This is a genomic window from Pseudomonas sp. SIMBA_041, assembly GCF_046535095.1.
GTDB lineage: Bacteria > Pseudomonadota > Gammaproteobacteria > Pseudomonadales > Pseudomonadaceae > Aquipseudomonas > Aquipseudomonas mucoides.
Window position 1 is genome coordinate 236,353 of record NZ_JAWRXJ010000003.1, and the last position, 17,125, is coordinate 253,477.

Here is a 17,125-nt window from a genome sequence, read left to right on the forward strand (position 1 = left end):
TTTTGTTAAGTGTTCAGCCTTCAGGCATAGCTTCTGAGGGCCACAGGTGGAATGAATGCTTCAAGTTCATCCTCGACGGCTTCAATGATTCGCTCGACATCCGCTGCATTCATGACCGTTGCGCAAGGGATACCGGCAATGGCAATCATGGTCTCGCCACTGGCGCGATCAAACAGCCGGGCGATCATGCTGCCCGGTGCGTCCATGCTCGCCTCAAATCCCATGGGATGAAAATGCCAGCGCATCAGCTGGCAGGCGTTTGGAAACGTGACTTTGCTGAAAGATCCTTTATTCATATGTTGCCCGCCTTCTTCATCGAGCGCTTCCTTTAGCTCATGTTAGGAGGGAAGAGCCTTCAATGGCTCAACCGGTGACTGCCTTTAAAAGTAGCATCGGTATGTGAAAACCATGTGATTTTTTTCGGGCCGTTCGGCAGTTAATGGGATTTTCATGATCGAGGTCATGTCCCGGCACGCATTGGCTCGGCGACGGGTCTTGCCGGGTTGGTATTTCAGCAATTGAACCCGGTGGAGAACTTCGGCAAGCTCGGCGTTTTCCCGTCGAGACCTTTATGCACGCCGATGATGATGGGCCGCAACAAACCCGGGCCACGGGCGAGACGGTCATGCGCTACCACTTGTGCTGGAAGCACCGCGACCTGGACGGCGTCATGGCGCTTTATCACCCAGGCATCCAGTACCACGATTTTTTCCAGAACCGCGTGATGGGGCTCGACGAACTGCGCGAGTACGTGCGCGTCAGCATGCCGCGCAATCCGGGCGAAGCGCTGGAGCACTCGGACCGGATTCGCCTGGACGGTAATACCGCGTTTATCCAGTACCGAATGACGTTGCGTGGCGGTGAAGGGCTGGTGTCCTTCCACACCAGCGAAGCAATCACGGTCCGCGACGGGTTGATCTGGCGGGTCAACGAATACGCCACGCTGGTCCACGAGCAGCCGTCCAGCACGGCGACTAAAACTTTGCGCCCAGCGGTCAGTCGACTCGGGCTGTCCCCGCGCCAATTGAGTTTCATGGCCGACGACTTGCAGCAGTATTTCCAGCGCCAGCAGCCATATCTTGACCCCGAACTCGACCTGCAACGGGTGGCGAAGGAGTGCGGCTACAGTCGCAATCAGATTTCCTACCTGTTGAATCAAGTGTTGGGCCAGAGTTTCTATCGCTACGTGAACCAGGCGCGCCTGCAACATCTGCTCGACACGCTGGACACCGCGACGCCACCGCTGCGTATCGACGAACTGGCGTTTGCGGCGGGATTCAATTCGCTGTCGGCGTTTTACAAGTGTTTCCGCCAGCACACCGGCCTGTCGCCCAAGGCCTATGCCAAACAAATTTCCTTGCGTGCCCGCGCGCAAGACAGCCCCTGAGTTCACGCACTAGGATCGACGCCATCGAAGTTTGAGTGGCGGAATCCTGCATGTCAGCGTGGCGCACTATCAGTTTATGGATGGATCAACTCGACGAGCCGTTAGCGGCGCGTGCGGCGCTGGAACACGATCTGGATGTCGACGTGGCCATCATCGGCGCCGGTTACACCGGGCTCTGGACCGCGTATTACCTCAAGCGCCAGGCACCGGGCCTGAACATTGCCATTGTCGAAGCGCAAACCGCCGGTTTTGGTGCCTCGGGCCGTAACGGTGGCTGGTTGATGGGCAATATCCTCGGTGAAGACCGGCTGCTGGCCGGCCTGTCTCCCGACCATCGCCGCGCTTCATTTGACCTGCTGCACAGCATCCCTGATGAAGTAGAACTTGTCGTCGAACGTGAAGGTATCGCCTGCGATTATCGCAAAGGCGGGGTGCTTTACTGCGCCGCACGCTACCCCGAGCAAGAAACCAGCCTTCGGCGTTATCTGGACGATCTCTACCGCCAAGGCCTGACCGAAAGTGACTACCGCTGGCTCAGCCCCGAACAACTGGCGCAACAGATCAGAGTTGCGAAGCCTTATGGCGGTATCTATGCACCGCACGTCGCGACCATTCACCCGGCAAAGTTGGTGCGAGGTTTGGCACGCACGGTGGAGAACATGGGGGTCAAGATCTATGAAAACAGCCCGGTCACGCAGTGGCAGTCGGGGAGTCTGCGCACGGCCAAGGCCTCGGTTCGCAGTCGCTGGATCGTCCCGGCGGTAGAAGGCTATGCGACGACGTTACCGCCGCTGGGTCGCTATCAAATGCCGGTGCAAAGCCTGATCGTTGCCACCGAGCCTCTGTCCGCCGGGACTTGGGACGATATCGGCCTGGATCGCGGCCAGGCCTTCAGCGAAAGTAGCCGTCAGGTGACGTACGGCCAGCGCACCGCCGACAACCGTTTGGTATTCGGGGCACGGGGCGGCTACCAGTTTGCCGGCAAGCTGCGCCATGACTTCGACCTGACCACTCATGAAGTGGAGCTACGGCGCTATCTGTTCGGCGAGCTCTTCCCGCAACTCAAGAATGTACGGATTACCCACGCCTGGGGCGGCAACCTGGGCATGTCGCGGCGCTTCAAGCCGCACATGCTCTGTGATCACGCCAGCGGCATCGCCTTGTCCGGCGGTTATGGCGGGGAGGGTGTCGGGGCCAGCCACCTGGGTGGCAGAACCCTCGCCGATCTGATGCTTGAGCGCGATACCGAACTGGTCCGCCAGCCCTGGGTCATGCCCCAGGGCGGGCTCGACACGCTCAAGGCCTGGGAGCCGGAACCCTGCCGCTGGCTCGGTTACAACGCGATCATTCGCAGCTTCGTCCACGAAGACCAGACCCTGGCCAACCCGACCACCGCACCCTGGCGCCGAAAACTGGCCAGCGGGGTTGCGGGGTTCATGGAAGGCTTCATGCACTGAACAGCGCTTTATCCATCGACAGGTACGCCCATGAGCATCACGCAATTGAAGAATACCGCCACCCTGAAGCTCGAAGAGTCCAACCCGGTTGCCGTGCCACTGGGAACACCGGTGGCCGTGGCCTCGACCACCAGCGTCGAACGCGACGATGGTGTCGAAACGGGTGTCTGGGAATGCACGCCCGGACGCTGGCGTCGGCAGATCGTCGCCCAGGAATTCTGTCACTTCATCCAGGGGCGCTGCACCTTCACCCCGGACGATGGCGAAACCCTTTTCATAGAAGCCGGCGATGCACTGATGTTGCCGGCCAACAGTCTCGGCATCTGGGATATCCAGGAAACCGTGCGCAAGACCTACGTTTTGATTTTTTGATCTTCTGATTGCCTGCCAATAACAAAAGCCCCTACAGGAATCGACTCATGATCCGAAAGACACTGACACTGGCGCCCCTTGCACTCGTCGCGACCCTTGGCCACGCTGCTGAAACGGTCAAAATCTACAACTGGTCAGACTACATCGCCCCGGACACCACCAAGAACTTCCAGAAAGAAACCGGTATCGCCTTCACCTACGACGTCTACGACAGCAACGAAACCCTCGACGGCAAGTTGATGACCGGCAAATCGGGATACGACGTGGTGTTCCCGTCCAACCATTTCATGGCGCGACAGATTGAAGGGGGAGCGCTGAAGAAGCTCGACAAGGCTCAATTGCCGAACTGGAAGAACCTCAATCCGGTATTGCTCACAGCGTTGCAGACCAACGATCCGGGTAACGAACATGGCTTTCCGTACCTGTGGGGCAGCACTGGCATCGGCTACAACATCGCCAAGGTCAAGGCCGTACTGGGTGACAACGCGCCCGTGGATTCCTGGGACCTGATCTTCAAACCCGAAAACATGCAAAAGCTGCAGAAATGCGGCGTTGCCATCCTCGACAACGGCCCGGAACTGTTGCCCGCCGCCCTGAATTACCTGGGCCTGCCGCACCACAGCAAAAAACCGGAAGACTATAAAAAGGCCGAAGCGCTGCTGCTGAAAGTCCGGCCGTATGTCAGTTATTTCCATTCATCCAAGTACACCAGCGACCTTGCCAACGGCGACATCTGCGTGGCGGTCGGCTTCTCCGGTGACATCCTGCAAGCCGAAAACCGCGCCAAGGAAGCCCACAATGGTATCGACATCGGCTACTCGATTCCCAAGGAAGGCGCGGCCATCTGGTTCGATATGGTTGCCATGCCCGCCGACGCACCGGACGAGAAGGCCGGCTACGCCTTCATGAACTACCTGCTGCGCCCGGACGTCATGGCCGGTGTCAGCAACTACGTGCACTACGCCAACGGCAACCAACAGGCCGACAGCCTGATCGACCCGACGATCAAAAACGACACCAAGGTTTATCCGAGCCCAGAGATGATGGGCAAACTGTTCGCGCTCGAGGCGATGCCGCTGAACATTGACCGGGTGCGTACGCGGGTGTGGAACAAGATTCGGACGGGGAGTTGAGGGTTCATATTTTGTAGTGATTGGTGGCACACCGACTGCAGGCTGCGCCAGCTGCTACAAGGATCGCGGCGTACGAAAATCCTGTAGCAGCTGCCGAAGGCTGCGTTCGGCTGCGCAGCAGTCGTAAATAATCAAATTCAACACACATTTAACTGATATCAATCCGCTGGCACTCCTATTAATAAGTCCAACAAAAGTGAGACCTCTTAGACAAAAAACAAACTTACCCCTATTTAATATTTAAATATCAAATCGTCAGACAATTTGCGCAAACGCACATGCCTCCAAACAAACTTTCGACACCTCAGGCATTGTTTACGGGCACTTGCTGGAACAACACAATTTGACGTCAAAAAAAATGTAGACGTTTGATTTCGAATTGTGTCAGTTTTCTTTCGCCTGCATTGGGCGAGTGATAGGACGATCTCGCCAGAGATTGTCGCTATCTGAAAAAACTGTTCCATAGCCAAACAAGGAAGTGTGTTTATGTCGAAAGTAAAAAACAACGCTATTGATCTTGCTGAACTGGCCTTTGCCCCCTCGCATGCATTGGCAGCACCGAGTTCTGCTTTCAGCCAGATCGACAGCTTCAGCCATCAGTATGACCGCGGCGGCAATCTCACGGTCAATGGCAAACCCTCCTATTCCGTCGACCAGGCAGCGACCCAATTGCTGCGCGACGGTGCTGCCTACCAGGACAAGGATGGCAGCGGCAAAATCGAACTGACCTATACGTTCCTGACCTCGGCGTCGTCGAGCACCATGAACAAGCACGGGATTACCGGTTTCAGTCAGTTCAGTGCTCAGCAAAAAGCCCAGGCGGTGCTCGCCATGCAATCCTGGGCCGATGTCGCCAACGTCACCTTCGCCGAGAAGGCCACGGGCGGCGACGGGCACATGACCTTCGGCAACTACAGCGGTGGCCAGGACGGCGCTGCGGCATTTGCTTATCTGCCGGGCACGGGCGCGGGTTACGACGGGACCTCCTGGTACCTGACCAACAGCAGCTATACGCCGAACAAGACGCCGGACCTGAACAACTATGGTCGTCAAACCCTGACCCACGAAATCGGTCACACCCTGGGCCTGGCCCACCCTGGCGACTACAACGCCGGTGAAGGCGCGCCGACTTACAACGACGCCACCTACGGGCAAGACACCCGCGGTTACAGCGTCATGAGCTACTGGAGCGAAAGCAATACCAACCAGAACTTCAGCAAGGGCGGTGTCGAGGCGTATTCGTCCGGCCCGCTGATGGACGACATTGCTGCCATTCAGAAACTCTACGGGGCCAACACCACCACCCGTACTGGCGACACTACCTACGGCTTCAACTCCAACGCCGGTCGCGACTTCCTGAGCGCGTCTTCGTCGTCGGACAAGGTCGTGTTTTCGGTGTGGGACGCGGGCGGCAAGGACACTCTGGATTTCTCCGGCTTCACCCAAAACCAGAAAATCAACCTCAATGAGGCCTCGTTCTCCGACGTTGGCGGCCTGGTGGGCAACGTCTCCATTGCCAAGGGCGCGATCATCGAGAACGCAATCGGCGGTTCGGGCAACGACCTGTTGATCGGTAATGGCGTATCCAACGAGCTGAAGGGCGGTGCCGGCAACGACATCCTCTACGGTGCCGGCGGTGCGGACAAACTGTGGGGGGGTGCCGGTTCGGACACGTTTGTGTTCGCCGCCAGCAGTGACTCCAAGCCAGGTGTTGCCGATCAGATCCTCGACTTTGTCAGTGGCCTGGACAAGATCGACCTGACCGGTATTACCAAAGGCGCGGGCCTGCACTTCGTGAGTTCGTTCACGGGGGCGGTCGGTGATGCCGTGCTGACTAACTCGGGCGGGAACAGCCTGCTGTCGGTGGACTTCTCAGGGCATGGTGTGGCGGATTTCCTCGTCAGCACCGTAGGCCAGGCGGCGTTCTCGGACATCGTGGCCTGATTCAAGGCTGAAAAGGAGCGCGGTGCACGTTGCGCCGCGCTCTGTCCTTGCATCGATGCGCGCACTGCGTAAGGCTACGCGCCGGAGTGACAGATCCTATGGCCCCTGACGCCTTTACCTACAGAATGACCGCGTGGCTATTGGCGACGCTGATGATGTTTCTTGGAGATGTAGCCATGGCAAGCAGCCTGAAATTAGCGGACCCCTCTGAACTCGCCGGACATTGGCGAGCCACCTTGATGACCAAAGAGGATGCGTCCGAGCCCCGCACTGTGCAGGACAAACCGTCGAACGTTTGCCTGATTGACCTTCAACCCAACCAGACCCTGGCCGAGGGCGCCGAGTGCCTTGGGGCCTGGCTGCAAGTGTCGGCCATTGGCTGGTTCACAGAACCGGACGGGATTGCGATCACCGGCAAGGAAGGCTCAAGAATTTTCTTTTTCAGCCGACAGCATGATGGGCTTTATCAAGGCAATTTGAAGTCCGGTCTGATCATTACGCTTGAGCGCGCTGCGCGTAAGAGCAATTAGTGGGCGGACCGTGCAAATTTAAATAGAGAGCCCGCTGTTGTAGTTGTAAGTAGCAAAACAATACGCCAACTCTTTAGCGAGCATGGAGGTGGGTTGTTAATTTGTAAGCGATTACCGACAAAAAATGTCTCGAACCGCGCACACACAGTTAATTAAACCTCGTCAGATCAGGACGGGGAATTTCACCTCGGGAAAAATCAATGAAGATGGCTAAGGCCCCAGCCACCGCTCCGTTATTCAAGGCACTGGGCGACTATAAAAGCATCTTGATCAGCGTCGGTTGTTTTACCGCATTGATCAACGTACTGATGCTGGTCCCGTCGATTTATATGCTGCAAGTCTATGACCGTGTGTTGTCTTCGCAGAACGAAACGACCTTGGCCATGTTGTCGCTGATGGTGGTCGGCTTCTTTGCCTTCATCGGCCTGCTTGAGATCGTGCGCAGCTTCATCGTGATCCGCATCGGCAGCCAACTGGAACGACGCTTCAACCTGCGGGTGTATCAAGCCGCGTTCGAGCGCAACCTGTTCAAAGGCGAGGGCAATGCCGGGCAATCCTTGGGGGACCTGACGCACATCCGCCAATTCGTCACCGGACCCGCGCTGTTTGCCTTCTTCGACGCGCCGTGGTTTCCGGTCTATCTGTTCGTGATCTACCTGTTCAATGTCTGGCTGGGTGTCTTCGCGACGGTGGGGGCTGTGGTCCTGATCGGCCTCGCTTTCCTCAACGAAACGATGACCAAAAAGCCCTTGGGCGAAGCCGCCGGTTTTTCCCAGAAGTCCAGCCAGTTGGCCACCAGCCACTTGCACAATGCCGAGACCATCCAGGCGATGGGCATGCTCGGCGTGTTGCGCAAACGCTGGTTTCAAGTGCATTCGCGCTTTCTCAGTTTGCAGAATCAGGCCAGTGACACCGGCGCGGTTATCAGTTCCCTGAGCAAAACCTTGCGTCTGTGCTTGCAATCCCTGGTACTGGGGCTGGGTGCGTTGCTGGTGATCAAGGGCGAGATGACTGCCGGGATGATGATCGCCGGTTCGATCCTGATGGGCCGAGTCCTGAGTCCCATCGATCAGTTGATTGCGGTCTGGAAACAGTGGAGTGGCGCGAAGCTGGCCTACCGTCGCCTGGATGCGTTGCTGCAAGCCTTTCCACCGTCTGACGAAGCCATGGCGCTGCCGGCACCGAAAGGGCAGATCACTTTCGAACAGGTCAGCGCCGGCCCTCCGGGGCAACGTGCGGCGACGCTGCACATGGTCAACTTCAACCTCGGTGCCGGGGAGGTGATGGGCGTGCTCGGTGCCTCCGGCTCAGGCAAGTCGACACTGGCCCGGGTACTCGTCGGCGTCTGGCCAACCCTCGGCGGCACGGTTCGGCTCGACGGCGCGGACATTCATCGCTGGAACCGCGACGACCTCGGGCCCTACATCGGCTACTTGCCACAAGACATCGAATTGTTCAGCGGCAGCATTGCCGAAAACATCGCCCGGTTTCGCGAAACTGATCCGCAGAAAGTCGTCGAGGCTGCGCAACAGGCCGGCGTGCATGAATTGATCCTGCGCTTGCCGCAAGGCTACGACACGCTGCTCGGCGAAGACGGCAGCGGCTTGTCCGGTGGCCAGAAACAACGCGTGGCACTGGCCCGTGCGTTGTACGGCAACCCGAGCCTGGTGGTGCTGGACGAACCCAATTCCAACCTCGACACCGTGGGCGAAGCTGCGTTGGCCAGCGCCATCGCGCACCTGAAAGCCCAGGGCACCAGCGTGATTCTGGTGACCCATCGGTCCTCGGCCTTGGCCCAGGCCGACAAATTGCTGGTGCTCAACGAAGGACGCTTGCAGGCCTTCGGCCCGAGCCAGGACGTGCTCAAGGCACTGTCCGGCGCTCAGGAACAACACCGTGAAAAAGCCGCGCAGGCGCCGGGCGGGCTCAGCATGAGTCGACAGTATCAGCCCACGACAAGGAATTCGGGTGTATGAGCAGCGCACGCATGAACTCTGAAAGCGAAGCCCTGATGGAACACGATTACATCGCCGAACGGCCCGAGCGTGATGCGCGATTCTTCGCGCGCATGGGCTGGATACTGGCCATCGTCGGCGCTGGCAGCTTCTTCACCTGGGCCAGCCTCGCGCCGCTCGATCAAGGTATACCGGTGCAGGGCACGGTAGTGGTGTCGGGCAAACGCAAAGCCGTGCAATCGATGAGCCCCGGTGTGGTCAGCCGGATCCTGGTGCGCGAGGGTCAAGTGGTGACGTTGGGGCAGCCGCTGTTCCAGCTCGACCAGACCCAGGTCGCGGCCGACGTCGATTCGCTGCAGGCGCAGTACCGCATGGCCTGGGCCAGCGTTGCGCGCTGGGAAAGTGAACGGGATAACCTCAAGCAAGTGAATTTCCCGGCCGAGCTGAGCAAGGATGCCGACCCGCGACTGGCGCTGGTGCTCGAAGGCCAGCGGCAATTGTTCAGCAGCCGCCGCGAGGCGTTTTTCCGCGAGCAGGGTGCGTTGCGCGCCAACATGGAAGGCGCCAGCGCGCAATTGGCCGGCATGCGTCGTGCGCGCACCGACCTGACGGCCCAAGCCAACTCGCTGCAACAACAACTGAGTAACCTTCAGCCCTTGGCGGACAACGGCTACATTCCGCGCAACCGCTTGATGGAATACCAGCGTCAGCTGTCGCAAGTGCAGCAGCAACTGGCCGAGAACACCGGTGAAAGCGGTCGGGTGGAGCAGGGCATCCTCGAAGCGAAGCTCAAGCTGCAACAGCACATCGAGGAATATCAGAAAGAAGTCCGCACCCAACTGGCTGACGCGCAACTCAAGAGCGTGACCCTCAAAGAGCAACTGACCTCCGCCGGGTTCAACCTGCAACACAGCGAGATCGTCGCCACGGCTGATGGCATTGCGGTCAACCTCGGGGTGCACACCGAAGGCGCCGTGGTGCGTCAGGGCGATACCTTGCTGGAAATCGTTCCGCAGGGCACTCGGCTGGAAGTCGAAGGGCACCTGCCGATCAACCTGATCGACAAAGTCGGCACCCATTTGCCCGTGGATATCCTGTTCACCGCGTTCAATCAGAGCCGCACACCGCGAGTGCCCGGTGAAGTCAGCCTGATTTCCGCCGACCAGATGGTCGACGAAAAAACCGGCGCGCCTTACTACGTGCTGCGCAGCAGCGTCAGCGATCAGGCGATGGAAAAGCTCAATGGCCTGGTGATCAAGCCCGGCATGCCGGCGGAAATGTTCGTGCGCACCGGTGAACGTTCACTCCTCAACTATCTGTTCAAACCGCTGCTCGACCGGGCAGGCTCCGCGTTGACCGAGGAATAAGGATGTTCGGCTGTATGAATAAGCTTTCCCTGCTCGCAGCGACCCTGGCGTTGCTGACGTGCAACAGTGTGATGGCCATGGGGCCGTTCGACATTTACGAGCAAGCGTTGCGCAATGATCCGGTGTTCCTCGGCGCGCTCAAGGAACGCGATGCCGGCCTGGAAAACCGCCTCATTGGCCGTGCCGGCTTGCTGCCAAAGCTGGGATACAACTACAACAAGGGGCGCAACTCGTCCAAGGCCACCTACCTCAATGACCGCGGGCAAAACCAGACCGATGACCGCAACTACAGCAGTTACGGCTCGACCCTGACCCTGCAACAGCCTCTGATCGATTACGAAGCCTACGCGGCGTACCGCAAAGGCGTGGCGCAGTCGTTGTTTGCCGATGAAGCCTTTCGCGGCAAGAGCCAGGAGTTGTTGGTGCGGGTGCTGGAGAACTACACCAAGGCGCTGTTCGCTCAGGATCAGATCGACATTGCGCTGGCGAAGAAGAAAGCCTTCGAGCAGCAGTTCCAGCAGAACGAGCAGATGTTTCGCCAAGGCGAGGGCACGCGCACCGATACACTTGAGTCCGAGTCCCGTTACGAACTGGCGACCGCCGAGGAGATCGAGGCCCGCAACGAACAGGACGCGTCCTTGCGTGAACTGGGCGCGTTGATCGGCGTACCGACGATCGACATCGCCGACCTGGCGCCGCTGGACCAGAATTTCCAGACCTTCAGCCTGCAACCGGCCAATTACGACACCTGGCACGAAATGGCCGTGGCCAATAACCCGAACCTGGCCTCCCAGCGCCATGCGGTGGACGTCGCGCGTTACGAAGTTGAACGCAATCGCGCCGGGCATCTGCCGAAAGTCAGTGCCTACGCCTCGGTGCGCCAGAACGAATCGGAAAGCGGCAACACTTACAACCAACGTTACGACACCAACACCATCGGCATCGAAGTCAACGTGCCGCTGTATGCCGGTGGCGGGGTGTCGGCGTCCACCCGTCAGGCCAGCCGCACCATGGAACAGGCCGAGTACGAACTGGACGGCAAGACCCGCGAAACCATGATCGAGCTGCGCCGACAGTTCAGCGCCTGCCTGTCGGGCGTGAACAAATTGCGCGCCTATCAAAAGGCGTTGGTGTCTGCCGAAGCGCTGGTGGTCTCGACCAAGCAAAGCATTCTGGGCGGCGAACGCGTCAACCTGGATGCTTTGAATGCAGAACAACAACTATTTACCACCCGCCGCGATCTGGCGCAGGCACGCTATGACTACTTGATGGCCTGGACCAAATTGCACTACTACGCCGGAACCTTGAGCGAGCAGGACCTTGCCAAGGTAGACGAAGCGTTCGGCCAGGGCCCAAAGACTCAATGATGGATCTGTAGCAGCTGCCGAAGGCTGCGTTCGGCTGCGACACGGGACGTGTGAATTTGCAGGCGCCTTTCGAGGCAAAAAGGGATTTTGGCAACACAACTAAGGACGGTAGCTGGATGAATAACAAGCACAACACACTGGCCGTGCTCTGCGCACTGGCCGCACTCGGTCAGGCGCACGCCGCGCCTTACGTGGAAAGCGGACGCGCTGGCGACCCCAACAGCTGGCGCAGCGCCGAATTCAACGCCGATTGGGGCGTAGGCGCGATCAACGCACAGGATGCCTACGCTGCCGGTTACAGCGGCAAAGGCGTGAAACTGGGGATCTTCGACCAACCGGTCTACGCCCAGCACCCGGAGTTCTCCGGCGCCAATAAAGTCGTCACCCTGATCACCAGCGGCATCCGTGAATACACCGATCCGTACATCCCGGTCAAAGCCGGGGATGCGTTTCGCTATGACGGCGCCCCCACGGTGGGCTACGACGGCAAGCTCGGCTCCCACGGCACCCACGTCGGCGGGATCGCTGCCGGCAGCCGCGATGGCGGGCCGATGCACGGCGTGGCGTACAACGCGCAAATCATCAGCGCCGATAACGGCGACCCGGGCCCGGAGGACGGTATTATTCGTGGCAACGACGGTGCGGTGTACAAGGCAGGTTGGGATGCCCTGATCGCCAGCGGCGCGCGGATCATCAACAACAGCTGGGGCATCGGCATTACCGATCGCTTCGACCTCGGCGGACGCGATCCGGCGTACCCGCACTTCACCGTGCAGGATGCGCAGTTGCAGTTCAACGAGATCCAGCCACTGCTCGGAACCAAACCGGGCGGTGCCTACGACGGTGCGATCGCCGCCGCCCGCAGCGGCATCGTCACGATCTTCGCCGCCGGCAACGACTACAACCTGAATAACCCGGACGCCATCGCCGGCCTCGGCTATTTCATACCGCAGATCGCGCCGAACTGGGTGACCGTCGCGGCGTTGCAGAAGAACCCGGACCTCACCAGCCCGGACCTCTACAACATCAGTACGTTTTCGTCGCGCTGCGGCTACACCGCCAGTTTTTGCGTGTCGGCGCCCGGCAGCAAAATCTACAGCTCGATCATCGGCGGCACCAACGCAGATAACCTCACCACCGGTTACGCCAATTACAACGGCACCTCGATGGCCGCGCCGCATGTTGCAGGCTCCATGGCGGTGCTGATGGAACGCTTCCCGTACATGACCGGTGCGCAGGTCGCCAGTGTTCTGCGCACCACGGCCACTGACCTCGGGGCACCGGGTGTCGACGCGTTGTACGGTTGGGGCATGATCAATCTGCGCAAAGGCATTGATGGCCCGGGGATGTTTGTCACCGAGCAGGACATTCCCGAGGAATTTCGCATTCAGGGCGCCTACGGCTCCAGCCAGTTTGTGGCCGATTTGCCGGGCATCGGCGCGATCATCGACGCCGGCAAACCGACCGAACGTGTGTGCACGGACGTGCACTGCGGACTCGACGTCTGGCGTAACGACATTTCCGGCCATGGCGGCCTGACCAAGCAGGGCATCGGCACGCTGGTCCTGACCGGCGCCAATACCTACGCTGGCCCGACGCTGGTCAATCAGGGCCGGTTGGCCATCAACGGTTCGCTGGCTTCGACGGTCACCGTCAATGACAGCGGTATTCTCGGCGGTAACGGTCGCATCGGCGGGTTGATCGCCAGAAGCGGCGGCACTGTGGCGCCGGGCAACTCTATCGGGACCTTGCAAGTGGCGGGCGACGTGACCTTCGAGCGCGGCTCGACGTACGCCGTGGAGTTGTCGCCGACGAGCAGTGACGAGATCGTCGCCAGTGGCAAAGCCGTCATCGACAACGCCACAGTCAGCCTGTCCCTGGAAAACAGCCCGACATTATTGACTACCCGCGAAGTGAAATCCCTGCTCGGCCATCAATACACCATTCTGCAGGCGGCCGGCGGGATCGAAGGGCGTTTCGGCGCGGTGGTGCCGAACTACCTGTTCCTCGGGGGCACCCTTGATTACTCGGCCAATGGCATTCAACTGTCGGTAGTACGCAACGCCACTTCGTTCAGCAGCGCTGGCCAGACACCGAACCAACGCGCGGTCGCGGCGGCTGCCGAGCAACTTGGCGCCGGCAATGTGCTGTACGAAACCTTGCTGCTGTCACCCACCGCCGCCGTGGCCCAGCAGGCCTTCCAGCAATTGTCCGGCGAGATTCATCCGGCCATTGGCACGCTGCTGATCAACGACAGCCGTTACCTGCGCGATGCCGTCGGCGAACGCCTGCGTGAGCGGGACCTGTTCAACGCCGCCGCACCCACCGATGACCGCAGCAACGCCTGGCTCAAAGTCCTCGGCGCCTGGGGCAAGAGCGATGGCGGGCACGACAACGCCAGTTCCAACAGCTCCATCGGCGGTTTGCTGGCGGGGGTTGATGGTCTGATCGCTGACCACACGCGACTGGGTTTTGTCACCGGTTACAGCGACAGCTCGTTGAGCATGGGTGATGGCACGCATTCGTCGGCCTCGGTCGACAGCTATCACTTGGGCGCGTATCTGGGCCATGAAATCGACGCCCTGCGCTTGAGCGTTGGCGGTGCTTACAGCTGGCATCGCATCGACGTCAAACGTGACCTGCAATTCGGCGACGTCAGCGGCAAACAGAAATCCAAACGCGATGCGACCACGGCGCAATTGTTCACCGAAGCGGCCTATCGCCTCGACGTGCAACCGTTGGCGCTGGAGCCGTTCGCCAACCTGGCTTACGTGCACTTGAACAGCGACAGCTTCACCGAAAAAGGCGATGCCGCCGCCCTGAAGGGCGGTGAAGACAACCGTGATGCGGTGCTTTCAACCCTGGGCCTGCGGGCGAGCAAAGCGATTGCCCTGTCGGACAAACAACAGCTGGAACTGTCCGGCACCCTGGGCTGGCAGCACAACTTGAGCAGTACCCAGTCCGAAGATCACTTGGCGTTCGTCAATGGCAATACTGCGTTCAGCGTGCAAAGCGTGTCGCTGGACCGCAACGCCGCCGTGATCGGTGCCCGCGCCGGTTTGGCGGTGGCGCAGGATGTTCGCGTGAGCCTGGATTACAACGGTCTGATCGGTTCCAACGAGAAAGACCACGGTGTAGGCCTGACGCTGGACTGGCGGTTCTGATCATGCACTAAAGGCTCCGGGGCGCTTCGTGATCGAGGCGTCCTGGTTGTGAGCCATCTCTGACAATTCCAACAAAAGAGAGGCAATACCAATGGGTGTGTACGACTACAAAAACTTCAGTACTGCGGACTCCAAAGCGTTGTTTACTGACGCCATGGCAATCACGCTGTATTCCTATCACAACCTCGACAACGGCTTTGCCACCGGGTATCAGCACAACGGTTTTGGCCTGGGCTTGCCCGCGACATTGGTCACCGCGCTGCTCGGCGGCACCAATTCCCAGGGCGTCATTCCCGGCATCCCCTGGAACCCCGATTCGGAAAAAGCCGCACTGGATGCCGTGCAAAAAGCCGGCTGGACACCCATCACCGCCTCCCAACTGGGCTATGACGGCAAGGTCGATGCGCACGGAACCTTCTTCGGTGAAAAAGCCGGCTACAACACGGCGCAAGTCGAGATCCTCGGCAAGTACGATGCCCAGGGGCACCTGACCGAAATCGGCATCGCCTTTCGCGGCACCAGCGGCCCACGGGAAACCCTGATCGGCGATTCCATTGGCGACGTGATCAACGATCTGCTGGCAGCGTTGGGTCCCAAGGATTACGCGAAAAATTACGTCGGCGAAGCGTTCGGCAACCTGCTCGGCGACGTTGTGGCGTTTGCCCAGGCCAATGGCTTGTCGGGAAAAGACGTCCTGGTCAGCGGCCATAGCCTCGGCGGGTTGGCGGTCAACAGCCTGGCGGACTTGAGCACGGACACCTGGGGCGGGTTCTTCAAGGACTCCAACTACATCGCCTACGCATCACCCACCCAAAGCGCCACCGACAACGTGCTCAACGTCGGCTATGAAAACGATCCGGTGTTTCGTGCGCTCGATGGTTCATCGTTCAACCTGTCGTCGGTGGGGGTTCACGATGCGCCCAAAGAGTCGGCCACCGATAACATCGTCAGCTTCAACGATCACTACGCGTCGACGGCGTGGAATGTACTGCCGTATTCCATCCTCAACATTCCGACCTGGATCTCACATCTGCCCACCGCTTACGGCGACGGCATGAACCGGGTAATTGAATCGAAGTTCTACGACCTCACCAGCAAGGACTCGACGATCGTCGTGGCCAACCTGTCCGACCCGGCACGGGCCAACACTTGGGTGCAAGACCTCAATCGCAACGCTGAAACCCACAAGGGCAGCACGTTCATCATCGGCAGCGACGCCAACGACCTGATTCAGGGCGGCAACGGCAACGACTACCTGGAGGGGCGCGACGGTAACGACACGTTCCGTGATGGCGGCGGCTACAACATCCTGTTGGGTGGCAAGGGCAACAATGTCCTGGACTTGCAGCAGTCTGTGAAAGCCGTCGAATTTGCCCATGACGGCGCCGGCACGCTGTACCTTCGCGACGCCAATGGCGGCATCAGCATTACCCGTGACATTGGCAGCATTGTCAGCAAGGAACCGGGATTTCTCTGGGGGCTGTTCAAGGATGACGTGACGCACAGCGTGACGGCCAATGGCCTGGCGGTCGGTAACCATTTGACCGCGTACGCCTCATCGGTGAAGGGCGGTGGCGGGGCGGATACGCTCAAGGCGCAGGCGACGGGCGACTGGCTGTTTGGTCTGGACGGTAATGACCATTTGATCGGCGGCAAGGGCAACGATGTGTTTGTTGGCGGCGCAGGGAATGACGTGATGGAGTCGGGCGGCGGGGTCGATACGTTCCTGTTCAGTGGTTCGTTTGGCCAGGATCGGGTCGTGGGTTATCAGGCGAACGACAAACTGGTGTTTCTCGGCGTTCAGGGCGTGGTGGCCAATGATGACTTTAGGGCGCACGCCACGGCGGTGGGGCATGACACGGTGCTGACGTTTGGTGGAGATTCGGTGACGTTGGTGGGGGTTGGGCTGGACAGTCTGGCTGGTACAGGGATTGTGATTGCCTGATGCTTTTGGGGCGCCGGTAAGGGCCTCATCGCGAGCAGGCTCACTCCTGCAAGGGATTTGTGAACGGCACAAAACCCCTGTAGGAGTGAGCCTGCTCGCGAAGAACGATAACTGGGTCCTCAGTCTTCCTGGCGAACCGTCGCCACATCCTTGGCATTGACCTTGATTTTCGCCCCGGAAATATCCTCGAATTCGTAGAAGCCGTCCTTGGTCTTGGTTTTCGGCATGTCCTTGGTCAAATACTGGGTGCCGTTCTGCAGGGTTACCACCGTTGGCGTCGAGCAACCGGCCAGCACCAACAAGGCCGCTGCGGCCAGCGGAAAACCCAGGGCTTTGATGTTCATGTCCACCTCTCACAATGCTGAAAAAAACCTCTATGCCGGTTGGTGCCATCGATTGGCAGAAAGTTCGATGCCCGCCCGAAAATGACCGAATAACGCCGCCGCTTATCTTTTTCCGTTTGCACCACACGGTGGGTAGCTGTTATCTGTACGCATAACCAGT

13 protein-coding genes are annotated in these 17,125 nt (G+C 59.5%); 11 read left to right on the top strand and 2 right to left on the bottom strand.

The features are described from left to right. Positions 1 to 20: 20 nt before the first annotated feature. A complete protein-coding gene (locus SB725_RS08200; RefSeq protein ID WP_027923219.1) occupies positions 21 to 296 on the bottom strand; it encodes a DUF1652 domain-containing protein in 276 nt (91 codons plus the stop codon). A gap of 275 nt (positions 297 to 571) precedes the next feature. Between SB725_RS08200 and SB725_RS08205 the strand changes: the two genes are divergently transcribed. The 11 genes from SB725_RS08205 to SB725_RS08255 all read left to right on the top strand — a co-directional run bounded on the left by SB725_RS08205 (position 572) and on the right by SB725_RS08255 (position 16,621). Further along, positions 572 to 1,387 carry a helix-turn-helix domain-containing protein gene (locus SB725_RS08205; RefSeq protein WP_027923218.1) on the top strand — a complete coding sequence of 272 codons (816 nt, stop codon included), beginning with the start codon at positions 572 to 574 and terminating at the stop codon, positions 1,385 to 1,387. Positions 1,388 to 1,437: 50 nt separating this feature from the next. After that, positions 1,438 to 2,844, top strand: a complete 1,407-nt coding sequence (locus SB725_RS08210) for an NAD(P)/FAD-dependent oxidoreductase (protein ID WP_410921536.1) — start codon at positions 1,438 to 1,440, stop codon at positions 2,842 to 2,844. 30 nt (positions 2,845 to 2,874) lie between these two features. Continuing rightward, on the top strand, positions 2,875 to 3,216 hold the full coding sequence (locus SB725_RS08215) for a cupin domain-containing protein (protein ID WP_027923216.1): 342 nt from the start codon (positions 2,875 to 2,877) through the stop codon (positions 3,214 to 3,216). Positions 3,217 to 3,263: 47 nt separating this feature from the next. Continuing rightward, positions 3,264 to 4,349: a polyamine ABC transporter substrate-binding protein gene (locus SB725_RS08220; protein WP_027923215.1), complete on the top strand. Its 1,086-nt coding sequence runs from the start codon at positions 3,264 to 3,266 to the stop codon at positions 4,347 to 4,349. A 486-nt stretch (positions 4,350 to 4,835) separates the two neighbouring features. After that, positions 4,836 to 6,293: a serralysin family metalloprotease gene (locus SB725_RS08225; RefSeq protein ID WP_059182982.1), complete on the top strand. Its 1,458-nt coding sequence runs from the start codon at positions 4,836 to 4,838 to the stop codon at positions 6,291 to 6,293. Positions 6,294 to 6,391: 98 nt separating this feature from the next. Continuing rightward, positions 6,392 to 6,823 carry an AprI/Inh family metalloprotease inhibitor gene (locus tag SB725_RS08230; RefSeq protein ID WP_059182981.1) on the top strand — a complete coding sequence of 144 codons (432 nt, stop codon included), beginning with the start codon at positions 6,392 to 6,394 and terminating at the stop codon, positions 6,821 to 6,823. Between the two features lie 200 nt (positions 6,824 to 7,023). Beyond that, positions 7,024 to 8,799: a type I secretion system permease/ATPase gene (locus SB725_RS08235; RefSeq protein WP_027923212.1), complete on the top strand. Its 1,776-nt coding sequence runs from the start codon at positions 7,024 to 7,026 to the stop codon at positions 8,797 to 8,799. Next, positions 8,796 to 10,145, top strand: a complete 1,350-nt coding sequence (locus SB725_RS08240; RefSeq protein WP_027923211.1) for an HlyD family type I secretion periplasmic adaptor subunit — start codon at positions 8,796 to 8,798, stop codon at positions 10,143 to 10,145. The genes SB725_RS08235 and SB725_RS08240 overlap by 4 nt, the downstream gene beginning before the upstream one ends. 2 nt (positions 10,146 to 10,147) lie before the next feature. Beyond that, a complete protein-coding gene (locus SB725_RS08245; protein ID WP_027923210.1) occupies positions 10,148 to 11,512 on the top strand; it encodes a TolC family outer membrane protein in 1,365 nt (454 codons plus the stop codon). A 116-nt stretch (positions 11,513 to 11,628) separates the two neighbouring features. Further along, on the top strand, positions 11,629 to 14,676 hold the full coding sequence (locus SB725_RS08250) for an autotransporter domain-containing protein (protein ID WP_410921537.1): 3,048 nt from the start codon (positions 11,629 to 11,631) through the stop codon (positions 14,674 to 14,676). 91 nt (positions 14,677 to 14,767) lie between these two features. Then, complete coding sequence (locus SB725_RS08255) at positions 14,768 to 16,621, top strand: polyurethanase (RefSeq protein WP_027923208.1); 1,854 nt, start codon at positions 14,768 to 14,770, stop codon at positions 16,619 to 16,621. Between the two features lie 119 nt (positions 16,622 to 16,740). Here the strand turns inward: SB725_RS08255 and SB725_RS08260 are convergent, their stop codons facing one another. Further along, positions 16,741 to 16,965 carry a YgdI/YgdR family lipoprotein gene (locus SB725_RS08260; RefSeq protein ID WP_027923207.1) on the bottom strand — a complete coding sequence of 75 codons (225 nt, stop codon included), beginning with the start codon at positions 16,963 to 16,965 and terminating at the stop codon, positions 16,741 to 16,743. Positions 16,966 to 17,125 lie beyond the last annotated feature (160 nt).